The 22,390-nt window shown below is 49.2% G+C and carries 28 protein-coding genes, 1 tRNA gene and 1 pseudogene; 7 read left to right on the forward strand and 23 right to left on the reverse strand.

What is annotated here, in order from left to right; genetic code table 11:
* The first annotated feature begins 30 nt into the window (after nucleotides 1–30).
* Complete coding sequence (locus D3F01_RS11585; protein ID WP_097771480.1) at nucleotides 31–630, forward strand: ECF transporter S component; 600 nt, start codon at nucleotides 31–33, stop codon at nucleotides 628–630.
* 130 nt (nucleotides 631–760) lie between these two features.
* Here D3F01_RS11585 and D3F01_RS11590 read toward each other — a convergent pair whose 3' ends face one another.
* Both D3F01_RS11590 and D3F01_RS11595 read right to left on the reverse strand, forming a co-directional pair.
* The gene (locus D3F01_RS11590; RefSeq protein WP_035393739.1) at nucleotides 761–1,093 is read right to left on the reverse strand and encodes a DUF6465 family protein; all 333 of its coding nucleotides are present in this window, start codon (nucleotides 1,091–1,093) and stop codon (nucleotides 761–763) included.
* 185 nt (nucleotides 1,094–1,278) lie between these two features.
* Nucleotides 1,279–1,758, reverse strand: coding sequence for a hypothetical protein (locus tag D3F01_RS11595; protein ID WP_242888860.1), 480 nt, complete (start codon nucleotides 1,756–1,758; stop codon nucleotides 1,279–1,281).
* A 327-nt stretch (nucleotides 1,759–2,085) separates the two neighbouring features.
* Between D3F01_RS11595 and D3F01_RS11600 the strand changes: the two genes are divergently transcribed.
* Nucleotides 2,086–2,164 (forward strand) — tRNA-Leu (locus D3F01_RS11600).
* Nucleotides 2,165–2,226: 62 nt separating this feature from the next.
* On the opposite strand, the gene D3F01_RS11605 is transcribed toward D3F01_RS11600, so the two are convergent.
* The 9 genes from D3F01_RS11605 to D3F01_RS11645 form a co-directional block, all read right to left on the reverse strand.
* Nucleotides 2,227–3,723: a site-specific integrase gene (locus tag D3F01_RS11605; protein WP_242888861.1), complete on the reverse strand. Its 1,497-nt coding sequence runs from the start codon at nucleotides 3,721–3,723 to the stop codon at nucleotides 2,227–2,229.
* Between the two features lie 2 nt (nucleotides 3,724–3,725).
* Complete coding sequence (locus D3F01_RS11610; RefSeq protein ID WP_113993110.1) at nucleotides 3,726–4,091, reverse strand: helix-turn-helix domain-containing protein; 366 nt, start codon at nucleotides 4,089–4,091, stop codon at nucleotides 3,726–3,728.
* A 113-nt stretch (nucleotides 4,092–4,204) separates the two neighbouring features.
* The gene (locus tag D3F01_RS11615; protein ID WP_097775162.1) at nucleotides 4,205–5,014 is read right to left on the reverse strand and encodes a DUF6551 family protein; all 810 of its coding nucleotides are present in this window, start codon (nucleotides 5,012–5,014) and stop codon (nucleotides 4,205–4,207) included.
* Nucleotides 5,005–5,679, reverse strand: a complete 675-nt coding sequence (locus D3F01_RS11620; RefSeq protein WP_098924522.1) for a type II toxin-antitoxin system PemK/MazF family toxin — start codon at nucleotides 5,677–5,679, stop codon at nucleotides 5,005–5,007. The genes D3F01_RS11615 and D3F01_RS11620 overlap by 10 nt, the downstream gene beginning before the upstream one ends.
* Nucleotides 5,680–5,765: 86 nt before the next feature.
* On the reverse strand, nucleotides 5,766–5,993 hold the full coding sequence (locus D3F01_RS11625; protein ID WP_097775161.1) for a hypothetical protein: 228 nt from the start codon (nucleotides 5,991–5,993) through the stop codon (nucleotides 5,766–5,768).
* Between the two features lie 374 nt (nucleotides 5,994–6,367).
* Entirely contained in the window at nucleotides 6,368–6,859 is a 492-nt protein-coding gene (locus D3F01_RS11630) for a sigma-70 family RNA polymerase sigma factor (RefSeq protein WP_015565818.1), read from the reverse strand.
* A gap of 533 nt (nucleotides 6,860–7,392) precedes the next feature.
* Nucleotides 7,393–7,845 carry an ImmA/IrrE family metallo-endopeptidase gene (locus tag D3F01_RS11635; RefSeq protein ID WP_242888862.1) on the reverse strand — a complete coding sequence of 151 codons (453 nt, stop codon included), beginning with the start codon at nucleotides 7,843–7,845 and terminating at the stop codon, nucleotides 7,393–7,395.
* Between the two features lie 253 nt (nucleotides 7,846–8,098).
* Nucleotides 8,099–8,380: a hypothetical protein gene (locus D3F01_RS11640; protein ID WP_097775158.1), complete on the reverse strand. Its 282-nt coding sequence runs from the start codon at nucleotides 8,378–8,380 to the stop codon at nucleotides 8,099–8,101.
* A 43-nt stretch (nucleotides 8,381–8,423) separates the two neighbouring features.
* On the reverse strand, nucleotides 8,424–8,621 hold the full coding sequence (locus D3F01_RS11645) for a hypothetical protein (protein WP_097775157.1): 198 nt from the start codon (nucleotides 8,619–8,621) through the stop codon (nucleotides 8,424–8,426).
* A 208-nt stretch (nucleotides 8,622–8,829) separates the two neighbouring features.
* Here D3F01_RS11645 and D3F01_RS11650 point away from each other — a divergent pair, with 208 nt between their 5' ends.
* Genes D3F01_RS11650 through D3F01_RS11660 form a run of 3 tightly spaced genes read left to right on the forward strand, consistent with a single transcriptional unit; the run spans nucleotide 8,830 to nucleotide 10,285 of the window.
* Nucleotides 8,830–9,657 (forward strand): LexA family transcriptional regulator, encoded by an 828-nt coding sequence (locus D3F01_RS11650; RefSeq protein WP_242888863.1) that lies wholly within the window; start codon nucleotides 8,830–8,832, stop codon nucleotides 9,655–9,657.
* A 19-nt stretch (nucleotides 9,658–9,676) separates the two neighbouring features.
* Nucleotides 9,677–9,880, forward strand: coding sequence for a helix-turn-helix transcriptional regulator (locus D3F01_RS11655; protein ID WP_242888864.1), 204 nt, complete (start codon nucleotides 9,677–9,679; stop codon nucleotides 9,878–9,880).
* A 48-nt stretch (nucleotides 9,881–9,928) separates the two neighbouring features.
* Nucleotides 9,929–10,285, forward strand: a complete 357-nt coding sequence (locus tag D3F01_RS11660) for a helix-turn-helix transcriptional regulator (RefSeq protein ID WP_242888866.1) — start codon at nucleotides 9,929–9,931, stop codon at nucleotides 10,283–10,285.
* 61 nt (nucleotides 10,286–10,346) lie between these two features.
* Here D3F01_RS11660 and D3F01_RS11665 read toward each other — a convergent pair whose 3' ends face one another.
* From D3F01_RS11665 to D3F01_RS11695, 7 genes are all read right to left on the reverse strand, one after another.
* Nucleotides 10,347–10,718, reverse strand: coding sequence for a metal-dependent transcriptional regulator (locus tag D3F01_RS11665; protein WP_008982736.1), 372 nt, complete (start codon nucleotides 10,716–10,718; stop codon nucleotides 10,347–10,349).
* A gap of 11 nt (nucleotides 10,719–10,729) precedes the next feature.
* Complete coding sequence (locus D3F01_RS11670; protein ID WP_242888867.1) at nucleotides 10,730–12,478, reverse strand: ABC transporter ATP-binding protein; 1,749 nt, start codon at nucleotides 12,476–12,478, stop codon at nucleotides 10,730–10,732.
* Entirely contained in the window at nucleotides 12,471–14,252 is a 1,782-nt protein-coding gene (locus D3F01_RS11675; RefSeq protein WP_242888869.1) for an ABC transporter ATP-binding protein, read from the reverse strand. The genes D3F01_RS11670 and D3F01_RS11675 overlap by 8 nt, the downstream gene beginning before the upstream one ends.
* Before the next feature lie 125 nt (nucleotides 14,253–14,377).
* Nucleotides 14,378–15,337 (reverse strand): AraC family transcriptional regulator, encoded by a 960-nt coding sequence (locus D3F01_RS11680; protein WP_008982739.1) that lies wholly within the window; start codon nucleotides 15,335–15,337, stop codon nucleotides 14,378–14,380.
* Nucleotides 15,338–15,342: 5 nt separating this feature from the next.
* On the reverse strand, nucleotides 15,343–16,746 hold the full coding sequence (locus D3F01_RS11685; protein ID WP_242888871.1) for an energy-coupling factor ABC transporter ATP-binding protein: 1,404 nt from the start codon (nucleotides 16,744–16,746) through the stop codon (nucleotides 15,343–15,345).
* 13 nt (nucleotides 16,747–16,759) lie between these two features.
* The gene (locus tag D3F01_RS11690) at nucleotides 16,760–17,443 is read right to left on the reverse strand and encodes an energy-coupling factor transporter transmembrane component T (protein WP_120120742.1); all 684 of its coding nucleotides are present in this window, start codon (nucleotides 17,441–17,443) and stop codon (nucleotides 16,760–16,762) included.
* A complete protein-coding gene (locus D3F01_RS11695) occupies nucleotides 17,443–18,048 on the reverse strand; it encodes an MptD family putative ECF transporter S component (RefSeq protein ID WP_242888873.1) in 606 nt (201 codons plus the stop codon). Before D3F01_RS11695 ends, D3F01_RS11690 begins: the two co-directional genes overlap by 1 nt.
* A gap of 379 nt (nucleotides 18,049–18,427) precedes the next feature.
* On the opposite strand from D3F01_RS11695, the gene mobC reads away from it, so the two are divergent.
* Both mobC and D3F01_RS11705 read left to right on the forward strand, forming a co-directional pair.
* Nucleotides 18,428–18,757 (forward strand): plasmid mobilization relaxosome protein MobC, encoded by a 330-nt coding sequence (gene mobC, locus D3F01_RS11700; protein ID WP_120120743.1) that lies wholly within the window; start codon nucleotides 18,428–18,430, stop codon nucleotides 18,755–18,757.
* Nucleotides 18,718–18,999 (forward strand): annotated as a pseudogene (locus D3F01_RS11705) (relaxase/mobilization nuclease domain-containing protein); the annotation flags it as partial. The gene mobC and the pseudogene D3F01_RS11705, both read left to right, overlap by 40 nt.
* A 78-nt stretch (nucleotides 19,000–19,077) precedes the next feature.
* Here the strand turns inward: D3F01_RS11705 and D3F01_RS15970 are convergent.
* The 5 genes from D3F01_RS15970 to D3F01_RS11725 form a co-directional block, all read right to left on the reverse strand.
* Entirely contained in the window at nucleotides 19,078–19,209 is a 132-nt protein-coding gene (locus D3F01_RS15970) for a hypothetical protein (RefSeq protein WP_278251138.1), read from the reverse strand.
* Nucleotides 19,210–19,291: 82 nt separating this feature from the next.
* Nucleotides 19,292–19,507 (reverse strand): Maff2 family mobile element protein, encoded by a 216-nt coding sequence (locus D3F01_RS11710; protein WP_005922889.1) that lies wholly within the window; start codon nucleotides 19,505–19,507, stop codon nucleotides 19,292–19,294.
* 48 nt (nucleotides 19,508–19,555) lie between these two features.
* Entirely contained in the window at nucleotides 19,556–21,361 is a 1,806-nt protein-coding gene (locus D3F01_RS11715) for a VirD4-like conjugal transfer protein, CD1115 family (protein WP_242888876.1), read from the reverse strand.
* Nucleotides 21,358–21,828, reverse strand: coding sequence for a PcfB family protein (locus tag D3F01_RS11720; RefSeq protein ID WP_008982755.1), 471 nt, complete (start codon nucleotides 21,826–21,828; stop codon nucleotides 21,358–21,360). The genes D3F01_RS11715 and D3F01_RS11720 overlap by 4 nt, the downstream gene beginning before the upstream one ends.
* A 100-nt stretch (nucleotides 21,829–21,928) precedes the next feature.
* Nucleotides 21,929–22,390 (reverse strand): DUF6017 domain-containing protein (locus D3F01_RS11725; protein ID WP_242888878.1); only part of this gene is annotated, 462 nt, incomplete at its 5' end.

Consider the following 22,390-nt stretch of genomic DNA (forward strand, 5'->3'; position numbering starts at 1 on the left):
GCGGAACGGCAGCAGGAGGAAAACTGAATTATGAAAAACAACGATCTTCGCACTCTCACCCGACTGGCACTGCTGGTCGCCATCGAACTTGTAATGAAGGCCATCGGCCTGGGCAGTGTGCCCATGGGCCCGCTTTACATGAGCTTCCTGACCCTGCCCATTGCGGTGGGTGCCATCACCATGGGCCCCGTGGCCGGTGCTGTGCTGGGCGGCGTGTTCGGCGCGGTGAGCTTCTATGATGCCGTTACCGGTGCTTCCGCCATGACCGGCGCTCTGTTCCAGGTCAGCCCTGTCAACACCTTTATCCTCTGCGTGGGAATGCGTGTGCTGATGGGCGTGTGTGTGGGCCTGATCTTCAACGGCCTGAGCAAGCTGGACAAGAGCCGCACCTGGAGCTATATCGTCAGCGCCATGTGTGCTCCGGCCCTGAACACCCTGTTCTTCATGGGCTATATCGTGCTGGCGTTCTACAACTGCGACTATGTCCAGAACCTGGTGTCCGTTAAGGGCGCTGCCAACCCCCTGATGTTCGTTGTGCTGCTGGTTGGTGTCCAGGGCGTGGCTGAGTTCCTCGTCTCCGGCATCCTGGGCGGCATCGTGGCCCGCGCCGTGCACAAGTTCCTGAAGTAAGCCCCCGCGTTCCGTGTCAGGGAAGAGCGTATGGGTTTGTAACATTGTAAAACAAAAGACCAGAACTGAACTGCCACTGGCAGAACAGCTCTGGTCTTTTTCTGTGCGGTGAAAAACAGAAACGCAGCCTTTACAGAGGCAGCTTGCCGCCGACCTTGTTGACGACATAGTAGGCGGCTTCTTCCTCGGGCTTGACGTAGATCTTGCAGGACTGCACGCCCACTTTGTGGGTCAGGCGGTAATCGGCCTTGGCGCGGTCCACAAGATCGGTGATGTTATACTGCTTGCCGGCAAATTCAACGTAGATCTCAGGGGAAAGCGGGGGACGGCCCTTGTGGGCGGTCTTTTCTGTTTTGGGGGCTTTCTCCGTTTTGACAGCGGACTTTGCGGTCTTGCGTGCGGGCTTTGCCTCGGCTGCGGGAGCTTCTGCAGCGGCAGGAACGACAGGCTTTTTCACTGACATGGATTCTACCTTCTTTCTCATATAGTTTTGCGTGTGGGAATAATACCGGAATGCACCGGTAGAAAAACTTTGCATCAAACAGCAGCATATAACTATATAATAGTTTTTTGCGGCGCATTTGTAAAGAGGTTTTGTGAAAAAAGGTTCGCTTTCAGGCAGGAAATGCTTTTTTGTTTCTGGAAAAGTTACTGGGCGCACAGTCCCTCGGCCCGTGTGACGATGGACAGCAGCAGTTCGGTGTCCCAGTCCTCTGCCAGTACAAATAGATCATCGCAAATCTCCTTCTGGATTTGTGCCGTCGTTTTTTGTCCGGCAAGGACGCAGACCGCAGAAAGCAGTCGAACTTTCAGGGCACAAATTTCTGCGGGTGCGCCCCACAAACGGGCAAGGTCATAATTGCTGGTGTTTCCGCAGGGCATGGCACAGGCAGCGCAGTTGGGAGCCACCCGGTGCTTCTCGGCTTCAACGATGTCAGTCATCCGGAGCAGTGCGCTTTCGGCGGCATTCGGTTCGGCCGCCAGCTGCAGACCGGCAGCCAGTACGCGGTCAGTGTCCTCCGTTTTGGGCTCATTGACTGTGGAGCGCGCCAGCCCCACCAGCGCGCCCAGCAGAGCATCCCGCTGACGCTGTGCATCGGTAACGGGAGCAGAAAACGTGTGATTCATAGGAACCTCCAGGATCTTGTTTGCCGTAAGTATACCACGAAATCCCCGGAAAGGGAAGGCGAAAAATTCTTTTTTCTGCAAAAGGGAACTGCGTCTTGATTTTGGGCGGAAAATCCGCTATAATAATACCGTTCTACATACGCCGGTGTGTCGGAATGGCAGACGAGGGGGACTCAAAATCCGCTTCGTGATTTTTCTTGTCTGTACGAGAAATTCACGAGTGTGCGTTGAATTTTGAAGGTTTGTCGAAGCAGGATTTCTTACATCCCTCCTGAACATCCCTCCAATCTTCAGAAACCGGTACGAATGTCTCAAAATTGAATATCAGCCGATGTGGCGGAATGGCAGACGCAAACGACTCAAAATCGTTCGGGAAACCATGTGGGTTCGAGTCCCACCATCGGCACTCCATCACAAAACAGCTTAGAATCGAAAGATTTTTGGCTGTTTTTCTTTTTTGCCCATTTTTTATACTTTGGCGTTTTCTGGGAAGATATTGACGATTGCATTCGCCGAAGATACCTTACTGGAGAAATCCAGATGTGTATAAATGTTGCTTGTCGTGCTGATGTCGCTGTGCCCCAGCCACTCCTGAATCTCCTTCAGGCTCACGCCATTGGCATAGAGCAGACTGGCGCAGCTATGGCGCAGATCGTGAAAGCGGATACGCTTCATCTGGTGTGCGACCAGAAAATCCGGGAAATGTTGGCTCAGGAAATCGGGCCGAATCCGTTTTCCCATCGGGTCTACATAGATATAGTCAAGATAATCGGTGCAATAGCTTTTGCCGCAGACCTTCCGATTCTGCTCCTGCTCCTTTTTCATTTTATTGAGCATCTGCTCACAGGCAGGGATTAGGGGAAGTGTCCGGCAGCTCGACTTTGTTTTTGTCTTATCTCGTGCGATTTCTGTTAGCGTTCCGTTGACCTTTGTGGTCACAACCGTATGCTGAATGCTGATTTTCTTGTTTTCAAAGTCAATGGCATCCCATTTCAAGCCAACAACTTCACTGCGCCGCAGGCCGTAGAATGCAGCCATGATAACGCCAAACTCCGAAGGGTCACCTTGAATCGCTTTGAAAAGCTGCTCCAGTTCTTCACCGCTGTAAATCTCCGACTTGAACTTTTCCTTACGAGGACGTTCAACGCGATCTGCCGGGTTGGAACGGATCATGCCGATTTGAAAAGCGTACTGCAAGCATTTGCGGATGTTGGCGTGATAGTGAATGACGGTGTTTGCCGTAAGGCCACGATCCAACTCATGCTGGTAGAAGTCTTGGATGTATTTGGGATGCTGTTCCATATCCTGCAATGTATAGTGGAGCGGTTCAAAATATGGGACGATCTTGTGAACGATTGCTCTTTCATAGCTGGTATAGGTTGTGATTTCCACTCGTGACTTCATCATTTTCAACCAGTCCGTGATGAAGTCGGTGAAAAGTACCGGGGAGTTATCAAGGCAGGGGTCAACTTCTTTGATGGGGCTGACCTTCAGCCAATTATTGTCAACGGCATATTGTAGGGCATCGGTCAACTCCTTGTGCCAATCCAGAAGCTGCTGTACACTGGCCTCCTCCTGCTGACGCTCATAGCGGAAGAACGTTTCCAGATCGCGCGGAGAGAGTGCTTTCAAAGACAGCCGCTTCTTTTCAAAGTATGGGACAACTACTCTTCCCAGATCATAAGCATATCTGCCATAGGTTTCGGGCGGAAGGTTCATCACGCTTTCCCGAAGCCAGCGGTTCAGATATTCCGATACCGGCAGGTCGGAAACCTGCTGCATCGTTTCAGGGTTAAACTCTTTTTGTGTTTTACGCAACAGAGATTCAGCTCTTTTTTTGTTTCCTTTAACAGGAAGTCCTGTGCTGATGGATTTGGTTCTGCGCTTTCCATCTGTGTCTTTCCAGCTCAGAATCATCTGATACATACCGTTTTGTTCTCTTAAATGTCCGGCCACATTTGTCATAGTTATGCTCCTTTCTGTTCGCAGCCAAACGTCCTTTGCTTAGGCATCATAAGTTTAGAAGATTCTGGAGTGTTTTGCAAGGATGGCACAAGGGAGTTTGAAAGGTGCATCCCTCCAAGTTGCCGATCCTGATCGAGCAGGTACTCTACCACGCAGAGTTTTGGTATCTTATAGCTGCGTCCTACACGCGCCGAGTGGATCTTATTCTGCTTGACCAACAGATACGCATTCTTCCGGCAGATGCCAAGCATTTCCTGAAGATGCTCCACCGTCACCACATCCGGGTAGTCCTTGAACATCGTCAGATACCTCTCCGTCTTTCGGTCAGGCTCTTCCTGAATCAAAGTGCAGGCTGCGATCTCGCTCATTCCTGTCCTCTCTTTCTAGTTCAATATGTCGATTATTCAGCAGAAAATACTATATGTAAAGTGTGATGGTCTTTTTCGGGGACCATCTCACTTGCCAAAGGAGATATTTGAGCTTAGAACTTCATCGGCAGTGCGTCTTTCCTGCACTTGCCGTTGTAGGTGGTGTAGATGGGGTAAACGTACCGCCGCCAGCCCGGAAGCTTGGCGGGGTTATCCCGGCTGACACGGTAGAGCTCCATGGGATGGACGCCGCTCAGCGCACGGACAAGCCGCTCCTCGCTGTACTGCCCATGATACAGCTGCACAAAGTACATCACGCCCCGCAGGACAGCCGCCCGGAAGGAATCCGGTTTGCCCTCCCACGCTTCCACGATGTGCCGCAGAGCTTCGCAGTAGATCTCTTCGCCCAGCTGGTCGTACAGCTTCAGCGCCGTGCCCACGCAGCCGATGCGGTAGTCGCTCAGCTGCATACTGTCGTAGTTGAGGGAAAGCCCCGCCCGGTTAGTGGCTGCGACAAACGCCTTGGAAGGCGCATCGCCGCCCACCACCTTGGCGCGCAGCTTGATGCCCGCCGACAGGGGTGCGGCGTGACCGTTCTGCTCGGCAAAGAGCAGGGCTTCCTGCTCCATCGTCAGACCGGTGTAGACCTTGCAGAGGATCGGGCGGTCCTCGCCGCCGTTGAGGAGGATGCAGCCCTCGATGGTGTGCTGCCCATCCATTACATAGTACCTGCCGTTGCGGAAGCTGACCTTCGGCTCGTTAACGATGTACTCGTTGAAGTCCCTTGCAATCAGCTCCACCCTCTTGCGCTCTACGCCCCGCTGGTAGATCTCGCGGGGATAGATCAGCTTGCTGCTGTGGATGACCGAAAGCTGGTACGGCGGGTTGATACCAATGAAAGTATTGTTGTCGTTCAGGCGCATCGCATTTCCTCCTTGATTCTCCAAATGTACTTCTCGGCTTCCTCTAAGATCTCAGCCACCTGCTGCTTACGCTTCGGGACGGTGAGCAGGCTGGGATTGAAGGTGAAGCTGTATTCCAACCGCTGGATCATGGCATGAACCGCGGATTGCAACTCGGTGTACAGCATCATTTCCTCGATGCTTCCGGCGTTCTCAAAGGACGACCGGATGGGCGTATAGGGGTAGACAGGCGGTTTGCCATCCACCACCTCAGGCGGCGCATAAACCGCCGTAGAGCGCCGGATAGGCTCTATCTGCTGGATGCTGCCCATAGGGTTCAGCGCAAGGCTGATGCGAACCGCATCATCCACCCGGCGCATCTCCTCTGGGGTCAGATGCCCCAGATACTTCAGTGCCCGGCTTTTGTCGATGGTGAAGATCTGCTCTGCCTGCACAACGGACGGCATATTCAACCCTGCGTTTTCCAACAGGCAGTGGGTCGGCTGGTTTACTTTCTTTTCCGCCTTGCTTGTCATGGTCGCAACGATCAGGGTCGGAGAGTGATAATTGCCCACGTCATTCTGAAGAATGACCGCCGGGCGGTCACCGTGCTGTTCCGAGCCGGTGCTCGCCCCGAAATGGGTGAAGAAGATGTCTCCGCGTTGGAATTTCCAGTTTTGCTGCAAAATTGTACCTCCATGTTGTTATGTGCAAAGCCCGCTGCCGGATGTTCCGCAACGAGCTTCGTTCAAGGTATGGTGGTATGGTTGGGTCAGCGGTGCATGACCACATAATCATAGCCGCGCCGCATCTGGCAGACGGTGCAGGTGTCCATGCTCCGGTCTGGGCTGGGTACAAGCGCGATTTTGAAAGCCTTTGCATCCACAAAGTGCCGCAGACAGGTACCGCAGAGAGTTCGGATGGACTTGACCATCTCAGGGGTCAGCTCCATCTCCTCGTAGATCTCCTGCTCGCGCACCGTGGGGTTCAACTCGTCCATAAAAGTGTCCTCCTATGTATCAAAAGTGAATATTCGGATAAAGAATAAATAAGAGTACGTAAAAAAACGGGAACTGCCGGATGCATGGAACGTACCCGACAGTTCCCGGATCAATATGATTAAAGGTCTCGCATATTCGCCCTCGGCTCCCTGCGAGTGGGGCATGAACATCTGGCAGCGGACTTGTACCGCTTCATTGGCATTTCAGCCACCCCGTCTGCTTTGTGACCGGGCCGCGAATTACGGAAGTATCATTATCGGAGTACCAGATGACGGAACTATTCAGTTTTCAAGGTCCCTGAGGTCGGACGTTTCGCCCTGCGGCAGGTGCCGCTTGGGAAATTGTCCTCTCACTTGGTAGCCGACGAGAAAGGTCAATTCGTAGCATTGAAATTGAAGTTTTTCAAAAATTTAGTAATTCTCTTGATTTTGATACTAATAGTGGGCCGAGATACGCCGTAGACTTTAGAAATTTCAGTGATGTCGTATCCCTCGTAAGCGTACATGGTGATGATTTCCAAATCTTCGGTTTTCAAAGTTTCGAGTGCAGTAAGCAACTGCTCATTCTCAATCTCACCAATCCATGCAAAACGGCTTTTAGTTTCGTGGTAAGTATCTGTCACGGTAATCGCATCCTGATAGCGTAGCATCAAAGGCGACGCTTCTTCCTCAGAGCTTTCATACGCAGGAGCGGTGAATTCCTGCGTCCGCTCGATAAAGGTACGCTCCGAATTGAATTGCTGACGGTCATAATCGTACATCTTCTGGATGGCCTCTTTCGTCATTCCCGCAGCTGCGTACTCGATGCGCAACTTTTCCCAGTGTGCTTCAAACTTCTTCAACTCATAGCCTTTATTAAAAGACATCGTAAACCTCCAAATTTTCGATAAGTCGTAAAAAGTCGAAAATTTGGAAGGCTACGGATATTTTGCCGCTTGGGGCATCCATGAAAAACGGACAAACATAAAGCCTGCTCCTTTTTACGGGAGCAGGCTACCTGAAGGCTAAAAAAATAGCCGGACAACCAACTAACAGAGCGGTTCTAAAGCAGAATCACTCTATCAGCTGTTGCCCGGCTATTTGGTGCGCGTTTCATACATTGCCTTGCGGCAATGGCCCGTTGCTCGGTGACGAACAGTCCATATTCAGGGTGCAATGCACCCGATTTTTGAAATTGTGGTTTGTCTAAAAAAGTCAGCGTCTGCGGTAGGCTAAGTCAACTGTTGCTATGTTACCGCACTTGAGGCACTTTATGCTGATAGAGCCTGAACAGCTCTCGTTTTTTTGGTAGAGCTTGTGTCCGCAAACCGGACAAAACCTCCAGCCAATGCTGAATTGTGCCTGCTGTATATTGTTCAGCGGTTTACTCTTAAAAGAGCGATTATTTGACCAAGTCATATTATTCTCCAAATCGAATGACGTCCAATGGATGGCAGTGGATGGGTTTTCCGTTGATGACCTGCATCTGCTGTAATCTGATCCTGATCGCAGACCACGATACCCCGATCCGTGCAGCCATCTCCAGAATTCTTTCATAGTTCGGGTCCGATGCGGATTTGTACAGGATTCCATTTGGCAGGCACAGCGCTGCACGTTCTATTTCGGCGTTGACCAGAAATGTTGGCATCAGCAGCTCCGCTGCAAGGGTATTCGCCTGCCATTCTTCCCATGAGGGCTGTCCGTTTCGTTCCCGATAGGCAATGTGCCCACGGCACTTGACTGCTTTTCCGTAGTCGTTCGGAAACAGGTCAGCCAGTATATGGTGCGCCGCTTCATGCGCTATCGTGAAATTCCGGCATCCGGTGCAGCTGTCTGACGCAAGGGCGGAATCGATTACAACGTCCTTCGGCATGAACACCTCCACAAGCTTTGTCCCGTCCCCCAAGGTTACGGTAAAACCGCATTTCTGGAAAACAGTCAGTCCTAGAATACTTCCATCGCTGCATAGCGGCAGCATTTTCACATTCAGCCCAAGAACAGAACTTGCGAGCCGTTCAGGGTCAATGGGTTCTGGGTCATCTTTACTGATCCCGAAACGGGTATAGTACTGGTCGATATACTTACCCGCTATGTGCGAAAGATCTGCGCGGGATAAGTATCTTGCATTACGAAGCACAGCTTTCCGGCACGGAGCAGTAGGCTTCCACGAACCACTTGCCCCGTTCAAGCCAAAGATTCCGCTTCTGACCGCAGATCAGGCAGGTGAAGCAGTGACCTTTTCCGCCTAGGCGTGATGTCCCATGTTTGACTGCCAAGACACGATCAATTCCATAAGTGTGAGCCTTGTCATAGTTTATGGCAAGAGGGCGGATCTTACCGTCAGGAGTAAAACGAACGTCCACTTCGACGTATCTTTTCTCACGGCGAAGGTTGTAATCACCACACATCAGAATTCCTCCTTTTTGCGGATTTATCAAAACACGGCGTGCATTACTTGCGAATCATACTGCGTGCCACGAGCTGTTTTTCGTTCAACAGCGGAACGGACACTGTATGTTTTTTCCACTCATCCATAGAGCAGGTCACTGCTTTGCACAGACGGCATTTTGTCCAGCCACCGGTTTCATCAAGATCCACATCATAATTCATGGTTCCGCACATTGGACATCTTACATTTTCTTTTCTCATAGTATCACCTCGCAAAAAACGCCAAACAAACACAATCCCATACGAAAATAACACCAAAAGGCTGTTATTTGTGGATTTGGTTTGATTATACACCCACTTTATGGAGATGTCAATTATGCATTTGTCGCCATTTTAGAGATTTCCTGTTGATTTCTTATATTTTCTATACTATAATAGAGCTACCGGATTACAAAGGAGTGTTCTTGTTATGAAAAAGAAAACCACGCTCACCAAAATGCACATAGCCCCATCCACAGTGCGCTATGATGCAGTCGCTGCGAGGGATAGCAATGAGGTTGGTCAGATTCTCGCAGGCACACGAAAAAGGAATGGCTATTCACTTGTAACTTTCTCTGAACTTCTCCGTCACTATGGCGTCGATGTCAGTGATAAAGGAATCAGCAAATGGGAAAAAGGCTATACCACTCCTAGCATCTACCAACTAGTTGCAATCTGCTACGCATTGAACATCAAGGAGGGTCCTTCCTACTTTACAAAGAACTTTCAGAAACCCGCCCTTCTAAATGACATCGGGCAAAAAAAGGTCGCTGAGTACGAAATGGACTTGATTGCATCCCGGCGCTACCAGCCAGACGCAGAAGAACCCGCGGAAATCGACTACATAATGATGCCTGTATCAGAGTTGCCAGTATCGGCAGGTCTAGGAGCTTTTCTTGAGGGTGAAATGTTCCAGCAGATACAAGTGCCTGCCAGTAGCGTTCCGCCTGGTGCCGAGTTCGGGATATACGTTAGCGGTGATAGTATGGAGCCACGTTATCATAACGGACAAATCGTATGGGTGAAGCGCTGCGAAGAACTTAAATGCGGGGATATCGGGATATTCGTATATGATGACTGTGGATATCTGAAAAAATACGATGAACATACCCCAGACAAATCCCAAGCAGAGTTCCTTACCGACAGCTATGGCGTGGTGCATAACCAACCGGTTTTGGTTTCTCTTAACACCAAATATTCGCCGATCCTTATATCTCCAGAGCAAAGATTCGAGGTTGTTGGAAAAGTTTTGAACTAAAAAGATGGGAGGAGTTTTCGTGGATACGATCAAGCGTGTTCAGGATTTGATGCAAGCGCGTGATATGAATCTGTGTGTGTTGGCAAAGAAATGCGGAATATCGTACTCCACGATTCAAACCACCGCCCGTCGGGGAGGGCAGTTAAGCGTAGAGACGATTGAAAGAATTTGTCAGGGTTTAGGAATTACATTAAAAGACTTCTTCGATTCCTCCTACCTGTAAATATAGGGGCAGCAAAAAAGCCGTTCGCCACGCTGGAAAATCTGCGTGGTGAACGGCTTTAATACTGCTTCTATAGTGAACAATCCTCTTGACTTGTTTGCATGGAAAGTGCGGTCAGAACGTAAGCGGCAGCATTTGACACAGAGAAAATTGGCTGAACGGCTCAATATGAACGCCCGTACAATCATAGATTTGGAAACCTGCCAGAGTAACCCCAAATTTGAAACGGTGGCTCTTGTCGCCAAAGAGTTAAATATCAGCGTGGATGCTGCCATTTTTCCAGACATGGTAAATCAGACGGTTTCAAAAACAGTTGTAGACTTCTTTGCCGGGAAAAGTGAGGCGGAAATTGAAAAATATATTGCGCTTTGCAAACAGGCGGAAGCATTTCAAAAAGACGAATAACGCGGTCGGGTTCGATGTGCCCGGCCGCGTTACTGTTTTACCCGTTTGCTATGCGGGCGGATCATTCCTTTTTGGTTTTATAGGCATCGCGCAGACGCTCGAAGGATTCCTGGCTGATGACATGCTCCATCCGGCAGGCGTCCTTTTCCGCCGTTACCGGGTCTACGCCGGCCTCGATCAGCCGGTCGGTAAAGAAGCGGTGCTTTTCGTAGATCTGCTCCGCCACTTCCCGGCCCACATCGGTCAGATGGAGAAAGTGATCTTCGTCCATCATAAGAAAGCCGCCGTCCCGCAAGGTAGCCACTGCATGGCACACGCTGGGCTTTGACACCTCCATGTGCCGGGCCACATCTACGGAGCGCACCATACCGCGTTTCTTTTGGAGAACAAGGATGGTTTCCAGGTAGTCCTCCCCGGACGCATGAAGTTTCATCAAGACCTCCCTTACTGTATTCGCCAGCCTTCGGCTTGTTCGCGGATCTGGATGAACTTTTTATAAGTCCCTTCCTGTTGCAGCAGTTCCTTATGCGTACCCCTCTGAGCCACAGTTGCGCCATCAATCACAAGGATTTGGTCGGCGTTCTCAATCGTGGCCAGACGATGGGCAATCGTAATAATAGTTTTACCGTGTGTTAGAGCAGAAATCGCTTCTTGGATCAAATGCTCATTCTCTGGATCAATACTTGCTGTTGCCTCATCCAAGATAATAATGGGAGCATCCTTGAGCATTGCCCTGGCGATAGAAATTCTTTGCTTTTCACCGCCGGAAAGCGAAGAACCTCCTTCACCAATCACCGTGTCATAACCGTCCGGCAAAGCCATTATGAAGTCGTGGCAGCGGGCCGCTTTTGCGGCGGCGATAATCTGTTCATCCGTAGCGTCCGGGCTGCCGAATTTAATGTTATTCTTAATGGTATCCCGGAACAGGTAGACATTCTGAAAAACCATACTGATATTTTTGAGCAGACTATCACATGTAAATCGGCGAATATCCGTTCCACCAATGGTAATCGTTCCGCTGTTCACATCATAGAAACGGGCAATCAGGTTACACAGCGTAGATTTTCCGCTGCCAGATGGCCCCACGATGGCCGTTGTGCTATTTTGCGGAATTTTGAAGTTCAGGTCATGCAGAACAATCCGGCTGTCATATCCGAAAGAAACATCCCTAAACTCAATATCATAGGTTGCCGGTTTTATATCGGTGCCATCCTGGTCGATATAGTTTACATTCTCTAATGCTTCCAACTTGTTCATGGCAGAATCAATAACCCCAAGAGTGTGCGCAGCATCATTGATATTTTCCACGCTGCCAAAAAGAACAAAGGAGAAAAGAACAAACATCAGAAAAACAGATATACTCATTTGCCCTTGCAATGCTTGCCACGCGCATACCAAGACGATCCCCATAGATGCCAGCTTCAACACAAACAGGTGTAGGCAGTTATATGGTGTATAGCCCTTTTCTACCTTGATGTGAATATCTTTCAATTCCTTACTGGCATTACGAAAATTCTCAATAGAAGCACCTTCCTGTCCAAAGGACTTCACAATGGAAAGCCCCCGGATGTATTCAATCGCTGCGTCGGACATATCTTCCATTGCTTTATGGGTTGTTGCAGCGGTTTTTTCACTGTGTCTGCTAATTCCCTGCAAAGCCAGCGCCGAAAGAGCAACGCCGACAATGGAAATAACCGCCGCAACAGGGCTGAAGAAGGTCAGGCATAAAACGATGGCAATAAACTTTGCGTATCCATTGATGATGACATCCACCATTTTCATGCCCTGTAATTCCAAAGTAGATAATTCCGTGGTAACACCTGCCAGAATGTCACCGACACTGTTCTGTGAAAAGTACCCAAGGGGAACCCGTTTCAGTACATCGCCCAAATGAATGCGCTGGCCAGCGGCCACTTCATAGCCGATACTTTCCTGCAAAATTGCCCGTAGATAAGAAAACAGGAAATTCAATACAATAGAGCCAACAATAATCCACAGCATTTTCCAGATCAAAGAAGCGTCAATTGTGGTATGCGCCCAATATGCCTGAATAGATTTATCCAGCGCATAAGCAGCAGCCATTGTCGGGATGGCTGTAGATAAACTGCTGAAAAAAGAGAATACAGAACCAAGATAAAGACGACCTCTGTACTTGCCAGCCCATCGAATAATGCGTTTCATTGACTTAAACATTACCAGCCACCTCCTTTTTCTCGCCCACAGACCAGTTCTTTGCACCAATATGCGCCTGCCACATATCTGCATAAAGCGGGCAGCGTTCCAAAAGTTCCCCCTGCTTTCCGCAGTCAACAATCTGCCCTTTTTTCAGAACAACAATCTGATCTGCGTTTTGAATGGTAGACAGACGATGTGCAATCACCAGCAGGGTCTTTCCTTTGGAAAGGGCCATGATGGATTTCTGGATTTTATCTTCATTCTGCGGGTCAGTGAAGGCAGTTGCCTCATCCAAAATCACAATAGGCGCATTTTTCAAGATTGCTCTCGCAATAGCAATTCGTTGCTTTTCTCCGCCAGATAGCCGCTTGCCGGCATCACCGGCAGGGGTATCATATCCTTTTTCCAGCCGAGCAATGAAATCATCGCAGCAAGCCGCTTTTGCGGCGGCATATACTTCCTCATCCGTAGCATTTGGATTACCCAGGCGGATGTTCTCTTTGAGCGAGCAGTTGAACAGGAAATTGTCCTGTGTCACGAAGCTGACCAATTCAGAAAGCTGGTGAATTGAAAGCTCTTTTATATTTTTGCCGCCAATGGAGATGCTGCCACCAGTTACATCCCAAAACCGTGCAATCAGGCGAGCCACCGTTGATTTTCCTCCTCCAGACGGTCCGACCAGTGCAGTGAAACTCCCCTGTGGCATATTTAAGCTGATACCATGCAACACTTCATTTTGTGTTGTACCGTCATAAGAAAAGGACACATCCTGCAAGACAATATCGGTATGATTGATTGGAACAAATTCCCCGGAATCCGGCAAATTTGGAAGATTCAAAAGCTCATTTGCTGCTTCAACCGCATACTCCATAGATTTTGCTTCGTTGATAAAGGTCGTAGCTTTCATCAGTGGCCCCACAATACTAAGTGAGAGGATAATTCCCATTGCAAGTTCAGCGGGAGTAATACTTCCACCACGCACCAGCAGCAAACCAACAGGGAGTACCCCAAGCAAGGTAGTCGGCATAATCGCCATCATTAAATTCATGGTTTTCCATGTGCTTTTGAACCAGTTGAGAGTAAAATCCTTAAAGGACTTCACAGCGCCTACAAACTTTTCGTAGGAACTGGTACTTTGGTTGAACGCCTTAACAACCTCAATGCCCTCTACATACTCGATAATAATGTTGTTGACATGGTTATTTGCCTCCATGTAGGCTGCATACTGGCTGTTATAATTTTTCATAAGGAAGAACATCGGAATCATAGCCAATGCAGGAGCAATCAAAATCGAAAGTCCCATACGCCAGTCTATTGCTAGCATCCAGACGAAAATAGCCAGCGGCAGGAGCAGATTAGAAGTCAGTTCTGGAATTACATGCGCCAAGGGCGGCTCTAAGTCCTCCACCTTATCCATGATGATGTTTTTCAGATAACCGATTCTCCGTCTCATTACCTCGCCAAGCGGGGCTTTCATTAGACGATTTGCAATTTTTAGACGAATACCTTCCAGTATCGTATACGCGGATATGTGCGCCAAAATTGTGGAGATACCAAAACAAAGCACACGGATCAGGTACCCGCCTACTCCAACCAAGCACCATAACAGAATATCGTTTCCTGTGGCAGTACGGTTGATAAACAGAAGCAGAATTTTATAAACTGCCCAAAACGGAATAAATCCACCAGCGACACTAAAAATAGCGCATAAAACCGAGAGGATCATCTTTCCCTTGCAGGGTTCTGCAAAGGAAAGTAGAGTTTTGACCCAACTCTTTTTTTGTTGTTTCATAGTAATTCACCTCTTTCGTTCTATTCGGTCAGTAAAGAAAAAAGGATGGCTAAGTCCTACTAACCATCCTTAATTTATCATGATTCAGTTTTTTCTTCCGCTCCACGCGGCCTTTTCTGTGCCAATCAGATAATTGATTTCCGATATTCCAATGGCGTTTTTCCCATCGTCTGATGAAAAGCAGCGGTAAATTTGCTGGGACTGTCATATCCTACAAGACCAGCAACATCAGCCACCTTCAACGACTTATCTGATTTCAGCAAAGCCGCTGCATAGTTCATTCGGTAGTTCCTCATGTATGTAAAAATCGGACTGCCATAAACAGACTTAAAGCAATTTTTCATCGGTGTCAATGCAATATCAAACTTTGCGGAGAGTTCTTCCAGCGTGTAGTTCTTTGTCAAATCTTGTGTTAAAAGTGATTGAATTGCCTTAATTTTTTCGACCTGACTCTTATAGAAATATGGACGTTCCTCTGTATGTCCCGACAGCTCTAACGCATCCAGATATAGAAGCAGTTCCAGCACTTTGATCTTGAAATAGTCTTTTTTGATTTTGACCGGCACATTGTAAAGTTCGGAAAAAATATGCTCAATGGCCGGTTCTCCTGGAATGACATAAGGTGTACGGTCACTGCAATATTTATTTTGTAATTCGTAAAGGTCAACAGAAAAGCCCTTCATATAGGCTGGAATTTCTTTTGCCGCGGTTTCCACCTGAAAGCCAATGGAAATACCGTGGTAGTGGCAAAGGGGAAACTCCACCTTGCCCGAATGATGGATGCGGCGATCCACCCGAAGATCGCCAGCCTCTAAATAGCTAAAGGCATTCTGGCCGACTTCCTGCTCAATGCGTCCTTCCCGGCAGTGATCTATACAGAGCAGGTCCATATCTGTCTGGAAGCCCGAAATGCACTCCTTCATGTGGAAATCATTATACATGAGAAATACACCGGGAAAGACATGATAGAGCGTCATCATGCCTTCACCGGAGTTATCGCTTAAACGCATTACCTTGCAATCATCTGACTCGATCAAGTTTTGAACATTGGGACCGTAATACATTTCTTGGAGCAGTTCCGGCATAGACGCTACCTCCTTTCTTTAGAGCATCCCTCCATATTAAATATTTTATCACAAGTCCGGCCCAAAAACTCAAAATCATGGGAAACAATGATGATAATTTTATTTTCATCATTCAACTTGCGGATCATGTCGCTCACTTCCAGCATACGATGATAGTCAAGCCCACTGGTCGGCTCGTCAAAGACAAGCACATCTTTGTCGGAGAGAATAGCGGTTGCCACCGCAAGGCGCTGTTTCTGACCTCCTGACAGGGCCATCGGATGACGGTCTTTGAAATCCAGCAAATCAAAGGATCTGAGGATTTCTTCAATCCGCTCCGACGGACAATCCAGCTGTGCCAGTTCACATTCGTTCCATACGCTGTCTGAAAAAAGCTGATGGTTCACATCCTGCATAACACAAAAGCTAGCCTTATTACGCTGTTTTGCTTTCAGTGTTTGTCCGTCCAGCCGGACCGTTCCATCCACTTCTTTCAAAAGCCCACACAGGCAGCGTGTCATCGTCGTTTTTCCCGCGCCGTTATGACCGACAATCCCCAACACTTCGCCCCGTTTTGCAGAAAAGCCAAGGCCGCTGAATACCGGCTGCTTATCAAAGGCACAGGAAAGGTTTTCTACGGATAAGCCTTCCTGCGCTCCTGACGGATCGGCGGGAGGCAGCTCCAGCACAGGATGGACAAGACTTCTAAGCCCCATCCTGATACGCTGCTCATCCGAAAGATTGCGAAACTCATTCCCGGAAAATATCTGAACGATTTTTCCCTTTTGAATGAAGATTGCCCGGTCGATCAGATCCATCAGGAAATATAGGCGGTGTTCGGCAATAACAACCGTCCGTCCTTCTTTTTTGATCTGGATAATCTGCTGGCGTAAGGTGTCAATCGCGTCAGCATCCAGATTTGCCGTCGGCTCGTCCAGCACAAAAACGGACGGGTTCATGGCATATACAGAGGCAAACGCAAGACTTTGTTTTTCCCCGCCAGACATGGAAAAAATGTTTCTTCCCAAAAGCGATTGAATTTTCAGAGCAGAAACCGTAGCATCATATCGCTCTTTGATTTTCCTTGGCTCAACGCCTGCGTTTTCCAAACCAAAAGTAATCTCGCTGTCAGAATCTATATTGAAGAACTGCGATTTTGGGTTTTGGAACACGGAACCAACCTGTTCTGCCAAACGGTACATTTCTGTTTGAGCTACATTCATACCGTTTACAATCGTTGTACCAGATAAGGTTCCGCCCTCGACAAAATGAGGAATCAGACCGTTAATAAGTTTTGTTATGGTTGTCTTACCACAGCCTGATTCACCAGTAAGAACAATGCACTCGCCCTGCTGAATGTTCAGGTCTATATGAGAAAGCGTCCCCTGCGATTTCTCATATTCAAAAGATACATTTTGAATTTCAATCATAGGAAACACCTCCTTATCCTACCATAATGGAAACTACGCAAAAAGCAACGCCTATTGCCAAACACACAAAGTCCTGCACGCCGAATTTCATTTCAATCATGCTTGTCTTAGGAGCAGGATTTTCAATCCCCCGCGTAACAGCGGCGGCGGATAATTCTTCCGCTGTTGTTGTGGCAGAGATCATTGTAGGCACCAGTAAGCATTCAATTTTTTGTACTCCATGAATATTACGGAGCTTCATGGCATCCCGGATATAGCCGGTTTCTTCTTTTAAAGCCGGAAAATATCTGACAGTTACAGACAAAGGAATAATCAATCCCTGCGGGATATGCCATTTCCGAAGTGCAACCATCAATTCCCGGACGGGCGTTTTCTGTAATACCATTGTACCGACAATCAAACAAGGGAAAATCTTTCTTGCATAAGATACAATGATTGTGAAGCTGCTGGCTAAAATTTTCGGTCCGTTTGGAAATACATAGTATTGTAGCGCCAGACAAATTCCAAATGCGATTGCCAGTTTGCCTGCGGATTTTTGGCATCCGCAGGCAACGATCAGTAGGAGCAGAAAAATAACCCATGTAATTTCAACCCATACGGAGTGCTGGGTAAAGGCCACAATATTTGCCAGCACCAACAAAAGCAATTCCGTCCGTGGATCGAACCTTAATGTATGTTTTTTTCCCTCCCCATTCATCACACAATTCCTGCCTTTACAAAGTGCTTTTTGAACAGACCTCTGGCAATAAATGCGCCGATGATACCACCGATGATTGGAGCAACAAACAGAACGATTAGCATTGCATTGGATGACAGAGCTTCAACTGCCGCAACATAATCAGCGGGCATTCCCTGTTCTGTAATCTGTGCCAAGAAATCGGCCTTAAACAACCAGATGGGAAGGGGAGAACCAACCATCCCCAGAGAAAAAATCACATAGGCAATCGAATTTCCCTTGAAGCTGTTATACTTAGTCACCATTCGGACAACTTCAGCCAAAATGCAAGTAGAAGCCATCGAGATCAGGATCACCAGGGTAAATTGTCCTGTGGCAAAATAGATAAGAGCCGTGATAAGCCCCATCAGGAAAACTGCACCCGGTTTTTGAACCTTTGCGACCATCAGCATAAAGGGAATGCCTGCAAACACAGCGATAAAGCCAGGCATCAGCATCCAAAGAACAGGGTGAATACCTCCCAGAAGCATAAAGGCAAAGTTGATGACAAAGTAGATTGCGGAAAAGATACCGATGGTAATAAGGTCTTTTCCTTTCAGTTTTTTGTTCGTACTCACTTCAGACATTGAAAATTCCTCCTTTTAGTTAGGGCTTGCTAACTCATAGGCTTTTTGAAAGCGCCCTTCGGCGTTTTCAGTAACTATTATAGCAGACTTGAAAAGTCTTTTCCGCTCCAATCGGCCTTTTTTGTTCCAACCAGACGCCTTCTTTTTATTTGAATTTTGCTTGAGTGAATTTCTTTATTTTTATGAAATTTGTGTTTTTATTTTATTCTGCCTAAGCCATTTCTCTTGTTAAGGATTGTAGTATTAGTAGAGGGAGAATACGAGGAAAGAGTTACGGTAGCAAGCATAGGAAGTGTGTACCCACTTCCGTATTTTGCTCTGCAAAACAGCTTGTTGGGAAGTGTCCCAAACCCTCAAAACGGAAAGGAGAGTAAAACGAATGGAAGGCAGAAAACGAACCGTGCAGGTCAAATTTTATGTGACGGAAGAAGAACGGAGGTTGATTCGAGAAAAAATGAAATTGATACCAACCCGGAATATGGCCGCCTATCTGCGAAAGATGGCGATAGATGGTTATGTTGTCCACATCGACACCACCGACATCCGGGTGCAGACCGCCGAACTGCAAAAGATTGGTGTCAACGTCAATCAGATTGCGCGGCGGCTGAACAGCATGGGGCCGCTGTACACACAAGACGTTGCGGACATCAAAGGAGCGCTGGCGCAGATATGGCAGTTACAAAGATACATCCTATCAAGTCAACGCTGAAAAAGGCACTGGACTACATCGAGAATCCAGCCAAGACGGATGAAAAAATGCTGGTGTCCTCCTTTGCCTGCTCCTATGAAACCGCCGACATCGAATTTGAACTGCTGCTATCACAAGCCATGCAGAAAGGCAACAATCTGGCCCACCACCTGATACAGTCTTTTGCGCCGGGCGAAACCACGCCGGAGCAGGCCCACGAGATTGGCCGGCAGCTTGCAGATGAAGTCCTGCAAGGCAAATTCAGAGATTTTTTCTTTGAGCCGTTCAATATCGCGCTCAATGCGGGAAAGTCTTTTTGCCATACAAAATCCTTTCTGGCGTCACGGTAAACGCCCATAGCTGTAAAAATGTTCCTGCCAATATTTTGAGTTGAGGTTTGTGTAAGAGATAGGGTCGCCGCAGTGCAGCATCAAAATGCCTTTTATCCATTTCTCGATGATCTCACTAATCAAGCAAAGATACCTCCTTTCCCGCGCCCTCCCATGTGAGCGGGAGAGCGCGGTGGGGTCTCAAAGGTGGACGGATAAGTTGAGGTTAGCCCAGCAGCCCGGACAGCAGCGGGACAAGGGTCACGCCGATCAGGGCAACGCCGCCGCCCGCGACCAACTGCTTGACGCCCTGGCTCTTGCTGCCGGGGTTATCCTGTCCATAACCCTCCAACAGGTTGATGCCGCCCCAGACACACAGGGCACCGCCCAGACCGACCACGATGGTCTGCAAAGTATCGACTGCGCTGTTGAAAAATTCCATAAGGTCCTCACTTTCTGCCGCTTGTTCTGCGGCACTTAAAAATAAAAATTATTCGGCTGTGTTTTCGTCCGACAGGTCAATTTCGTACAAGTCAAAACTTTCATCCTGCGCGACTACCTGCTGCCGTTTCCGGCGCAGGGTGGATAAGAACCTGTCCACATCAAAGGTGTTCTTTTTGTCCGCGTCTGCAAGGTACTTGTAGTGCGGATGCTTGGTGATGTCGAACTTTTCCGAGAAGAACGGCCTCACGCCCCGCAGCTGCAAGATGCACCTGCCGCCGTCCATGATTGCGATTTCGTCCTCTGACATCAACGCCTTTCCTAATTTTTGATAGTTCAGTCCGTGGGAGGTTTGAGAGCCCCGGTTCTCGCTGGTGTTGAAACTGTCGATAGTCTCTTTCCCCAGCGCATCGGAGATCTCGTTGGCATTCTTGCCCCGCCCACTCAAAAAGAGAACAGAATCGCAGTTGTCTGAAATGATTTCGGCCGCATCTTTGTAGATGGCTTTCAGCTGCGACTGGCTCTGCAAAATGATGGATGCCGAGATTTCCCGGCTGCGGATGGTGGCGATCAGCTTGTCGAAGTTGGGAATCTGCCCGATGTTGGCGAACTCGTCCAGAATCAGCCGCACATGGACAGGCAGCCGGCCACCGTATTTATCATCCGCACAGTCACACAGCAGATTGATAAGCTGGCTTTGGAGCATGGCAAGAATGAAGTTGAAGGTGGTGTCCGTGTCGCTCATAATCAAAAACAGCACCGTCTTTTCATCCCCGATGGTGTCCAGCTCCATTTCATCGTCCTCCATCAGCTCCCGCACCTCCCGGATGTCAAATGGGGCTAAACGGGCACCACAGCTTATCAGGATGGAAGAACGGGTCTTGCCCGCCGACAGCAAAAACTTTTTATACTGCCGGACGGCGAAGTGGTCCGGGTCTTTCTGTTCCAGCCGTTCAAACATGAGGTCCACCGGGCTTTGAAACTCCGGGTCGTCCTCGCGGGCTTCACTGGCATTTATCATTTCCAGCAGGGTGGTGAAGTTCATTTCCTCTGCCGGGGCCTCGTACCAGATGTAGCCAATCAGAGCCGTGTAGAACAGCCGTTCCGACTTCACCCAAAAATCTTCTGCTGATTTTTCACCCTCGCCTTTGGTGTTGGCAATAAGGGTATTCACCAGCTTCAGCACATCCTTTTCCGAGTGGATATAGACAAAGGGGTTGTACTTCATGGACTTGGAAAAGTTTATCGTGTTCAGGATTTTCACCCGGTAGCCCGCCCGCTGGAACATTTGGCCTGTTTCGAGAACCAGTGTGCCTTTCGGGTCTGTGACTACGAATGAGGTGGGATAATCAGACGTGGGAAAGCATTGCATGAGGTTGGGCTTGACGTAAAACCGCGTCTTGCCGCTGCCGGAGCCGCCAATCACCAGCACATTCTTGTTCCGGGCCGTTTTGGGGTCTTTGGGCCGCCCAGTCATGGTCAGGCGTTCGGTCTGGGTCAGCAGGATGTTGTTTTCAAACTTGGGGTCGATGTAGGGGGCAATATCCTTGGCGGTGCCCCACCGGGCAGAGCCGTATTCTTCACCCTTGCGGTACTTCTTGGCGTTCTTGCCCTTGCTGTACACGATGAGCCGGACAGCCACCGCCCCAACAACGCCCACACACAGGTCAAACGGGTGCAGGCTGGGCAGCGGGCTTGCAAAGGCGGCGGAGATGCCGCTCGTTAGGTGCAGCAGCTTGGCCGAAGCATCCGCGCCCGCCGACAGACGGTACGTCTGCCCGCATTTGGCAAACAGGTACACGAACAGCAGATATGGCAGATTCAGCACCAGCAGTTTTTTTAGTTCAGGCTTCATCGTTCCAGCTCCCTTTGCTTGATTTTTTCTTTCGCACGTTTCGGCTGCTGGGCCGCTTTCTGCTTGGCTGCGGTCAGCACCTTGCGGATGGAGGGCCGCTGCTCCTTGGAGAGCGTTTTGGCTGTGAACTCCCGGAACGCCTGTTCCAGATTGTCCGTATCCTTGGCCTTGAAGATCACGATGTAGTGGGGCGGCTGGGTGGTCTTGTCCTTGCGCAAGGTAAAGTCCACGCCGTACTTCTTGGCGCAGGGCTTGAACGCCCCGATGTTCGCCTCCGTGACTTCAATGTTGGTCAGGGCCGCACCATGGGCTTTCAGCTGTTTCAGGCTTTGCTTGCCGTGGTGCAGCTTTGGCCCCTTGGCCCGGTGCTGCAAATACTTTTTCAGGGCGGCTTGCAGCGCTTGGGCGGTGAGCTTGCCCGTTTTCATGGACAGGGCAATGGTTTTCTGGGTGACTTCTTCCTGCAATATGAATCCCTCCTTGTTGCAGAAAATTCAGAGCGGCAGCTAGGGTGGAACCACCAGCCGCCGCAGGTAAAGGGTTCTCATGGATGGGTACTCCTTTCGGTCAGGTGTTGGGCGGGCGGCCCCAATCGGGCTGCGCCATATCGTGCGCCACAAGGGACGCATAGTAGCTGTTGATGGTGCTGGGGGCGTTGAACAGCATGGCCCGCAGGTATTGCTTGATGTTGCGGACTTTGGTGGTGTTGTCCCGCAGGCAGTCCATGACGAACTCGATGTGATGGCTGTCCAGCTTCAAGAATTTCGCCTTGACCAACTCTGCCGGGTAATCGTCCCCGGCCACCCGGATGGACTTGCGGGAAGTGCAGACCGTTTCCAGCAGGATGTCCACGATTTCGTCCAGCTGCTCCCGGTCTATCCGGGGATTCTGGATGAGGGTGTCATACTCAATGTTCTCCAAAATCAGGTCCCGGTAGATTTGATAGGCCGTTTCCTTTCGGCTTCCTGTCCGTTCCGGCGGCGGTGCCGCTGCCTCGTCCTCGTCCAAAGGCAAGGGGTTTGGGGAATG

This window comes from Faecalibacterium sp. BCRC 81149 (assembly GCF_022750605.1).
Classification (GTDB): domain Bacteria; phylum Bacillota; class Clostridia; order Oscillospirales; family Ruminococcaceae; genus Faecalibacterium; species Faecalibacterium duncaniae.